Raw genomic sequence first — 3,272 nt, 5'->3', positions numbered from 1 at the left:
ACACTCAGCGGCATTGAAGTCATCCATGCATTACGCAAGAAAACCCGACGAGAGCTATGCCTCATCGGGTTTTCAGCCGTGGACGAATTAAAAGCGATGGTGCCAGCATAACCTACAACACCCTATCAACAACTAGGTAAAAGGCACACTCTCAGACTATTTGCACCAGAGCCGTTCAAGCCTTATCAGCCGGGAATGAGTGCTGTTGATATTGCCGAAGTACATGATTAAACCGGCCAAAATTGTTACGTTAATTATTTAATAAATTGTTTATTTGTTTGCTTGATAATGATATAATTAAGCTAGATGAAGGAGGCATCAAGATGAAGATTATTACTTTTACTGCTATCAAGGGTGGTGTCGGTAAAACAACCTTGACTTTGAATTATGGTGATTGGTTAGCTAAAAATGGTAAGAAGGTTCTATTAATCGATTTAGACCATCAGTGCAATTTAACAACCGTTTTTGAAAAGACACGACGAAACAATACCATCGCTGAAGCGTTTAAAGAAAATGACACTGCTCAAAAAGTAAAAATTGACAGTGTCGGACCGAATCTAGATTTAATAGCCGGTTTTATAGACCTAGATGTTTTAGGAAGTTATCTAGAAAATAACAGTAACAAAGAAATGATGTTGTTCATGTGGTTTAAAAACAACTCCGATTCATTAAGCTTGACCGACTATGACTATATCTTAATCGATACGCACCCAGATTTTAGCACCATCACTAAAAACGCTATTGCTATCAGTAATTACCTGCTTAGTCCCATTACACCCAGTGAACATGGCTACAATGCCAAGTTTGACCTAGAAACACGACTCGAAAAATTCAGAAAATCACTTTTTGATTATCGAACTGGCGAAACTTACGTTGACGCAAAGCTTTTCTTTATCGGTAATATGATTAGACATAATACAAGCATGTCTCGCGATTTGCTAAAACACATAGAAGGCGATGAAACAGTCGCAACTATAATTCCTGAAAGAGAACTCTTTAATAAAGCTACTGCAAGGCACGCCTCAATATTTGAATTGGCCAATCATGATGAATCCATTTTAAAACAAAACCAAAAGTTCATAGAACACGCCGATCATCTTTTTCAAGAATTAGCAAATAAAACCAAGTAAGGAGAGTTAGATTATGAGTTTAGATTCATTCAACCATAAAAAAGACGAAGAAATGAGAGAAAGTTACGAAACTACATTGAAAGACAACAAGAAAGATGCAGTCGCATTTTTGAAAAATATCAGCCGAAAGGAAGTAGAGCGTAAGCGATCAGTGACCTTCTCAATTACTGAAAGTCAACTTAAAAAAATGGATACGGCTGCCCGAAAAAACGGATTTAAAAACCGTTCAGAATTCTTAGCTTCAATCATAGATGCAATTTAACGATTAAACAAATAAATAATTAATTAATCAAACAAATACGCAATTTATCTGTTTAATTAATTTGTAATTAGGTAAAAGCTAGTAAAGTGCACTGAACCAAATAAGGTTGCCGGTAGGTAAGCGCTATGCTAGACTAAGATTAATTTAACAACCGAATAAAGAGATCAAGCTAAACAGAAAAATCCCCGGTTCACGAGGAATCGGGGATTTTTGGTTTAGCAAGTAGCTAATAGAGAGCTACTTAGATTCAGACGATTTAGACCGCCAAGTAAAAATCGTCTGAACATTGTTCTTAATTTGTAGGTTAATTATACCGCAAACCAATCCTATGGGACAAGTGAAGGATAGTTAAAAACAAATTAAATCCAATGGACTAAGTGGCTAACCAACGCTATTTAGTCCATTTTTGTTGTTAGAAATTAAAAAAGTTGCCGTATGGGCAACCCAGAATAGACACATGCCGGTGAATTTACAAAGCCGATCACGTCCAATGTTCGCTTTGTAATTCAGTTAAAGCATATCAGATTTGTATTTTAAAACAAGTCAGATGTTTTAGCAACTCTCTTTAAGACAGCGTGTGTCAGTTAAGAAAGGGAGCTTTTATTATGGATCAATCAAACTTCAACTTTACAAATGCTAAAAGGGCCTATGAAGTAAAGTTCTACGCTTTGCCGCAGATCTTACTCCAAGGAGAAAAATATAAGAATCTTAGCGATAGTGCCATTTTACTTTATTCGGTGTTACGCGATCGTCTAAGTTACTCACTAAGCAATAATTGGGTTGACGAAAATAACAACGTATATTTCATATACACAAACAATGAACTAAAAGATTTACGAAACTGGTCAAATAATAAAATCAATAAGATTAAACACGAATTAATGGACGCAAACCTTTTGTATCAAAAACATATGGGTTTTAATCCAAGATCAGGCAAAAACGAACCAAATAGATTATATTTGGCAGATTTGGAAGTAACAGCAAAAGACGTTTATATTAAGCGAGAGCCATTAAAATCGCCTGAACCCCTTGGTACAAGCGGACTTCTCAAAAAGAGAAACCCGTATGATACCGTTGATCCCCTTGGTACAAGCGGACTTCTCAAAAAGAGAAACCCGCATGATACCGTTTCTGATACGTCTGAATCCCTTGGTACAAGCGGACTTCTCAAAAAGAGACAAGATCTAGACTATACCAATAATATAGATACTAATAGATATAATATAGATACTCAAAAGTTGGACTTTTCCACAGCCCATTTTTCACCAGCAGAAATTCAAAAGCAAAACCAGGATTTGGTGAACCATGCTAATGACTTCTTAACTGATGAAGACAGTGGCTTACCGGTTTTCTTAGAACCAGAAGCCGTGCAACTACTTAGTTTTTGGTGCCGTACCCCGCAACAAATGCGGCGCTTCATTGGCATTATCTTAAATGCTAAGTACCGAGTTGAAAAGGATCATCAGGATATTGGGGTTCTAATCCCGCTTGACGACGAAGAACTTAAACCTTTGATGACTAAAGCCTTGAGACGCTACTTTAACGTTCTGAGAAGTAATGAGAAGCATATCAAGAACGTTGAAAACTACTTGTATGGCACCATGCAAAACCTATTTGGCGTTTGGTGGAATAAACAAGCGGCTAGAGAATATGCGGCCAAACACCCCGAAGAAGAAGAGTCGGCCGACAACGATAACAGTGGGTTGTACTACTAGTCCTAAAAGGCTACAAAATCCTTTCTAAGCGGTTATAAGACTTACTAACCCTTTTATGTTTAAGCTAGATTTAACTGGCTTAGACATAAGAACAGGGGCTTTTAATTAAGTGTCAGAGCTAACCAGGCTAACCAGCTCAAAAGTTCAGCCTTTAGATCAACGCCA

3 protein-coding genes and 1 pseudogene are annotated in these 3,272 nt (G+C 37.1%); all 4 read left to right on the top strand.

Annotation, left to right across the window (positions count from 1 at the left end):
• Positions 1-111 (top strand): annotated as a pseudogene (locus tag FD20_RS13160) (IS6 family transposase); the annotation flags it as partial.
• Positions 112-323: 212 nt separating this feature from the next.
• Positions 324-1,130, top strand: a complete 807-nt coding sequence (locus FD20_RS12295) for a ParA family protein (protein ID WP_057738882.1) — start codon at positions 324-326, stop codon at positions 1,128-1,130.
• A gap of 13 nt (positions 1,131-1,143) precedes the next feature.
• Entirely contained in the window at positions 1,144-1,392 is a 249-nt protein-coding gene (locus FD20_RS12290) for a ribbon-helix-helix domain-containing protein (RefSeq protein ID WP_002825834.1), read from the top strand.
• Between the two features lie 605 nt (positions 1,393-1,997).
• A complete protein-coding gene (locus FD20_RS12285; RefSeq protein WP_057738880.1) occupies positions 1,998-3,107 on the top strand; it encodes a replication initiator protein A in 1,110 nt (369 codons plus the stop codon).
• Positions 3,108-3,272: the final 165 nt, after the last annotated feature.

The organism is Liquorilactobacillus uvarum DSM 19971 (assembly GCF_001434935.1).
Taxonomy (GTDB): Bacteria; Bacillota; Bacilli; order Lactobacillales; family Lactobacillaceae; genus Liquorilactobacillus; species Liquorilactobacillus uvarum.
Note: the sequence above shows the minus strand (reverse complement) of the source record. Positions and strands in the feature narration are given on the sequence as shown.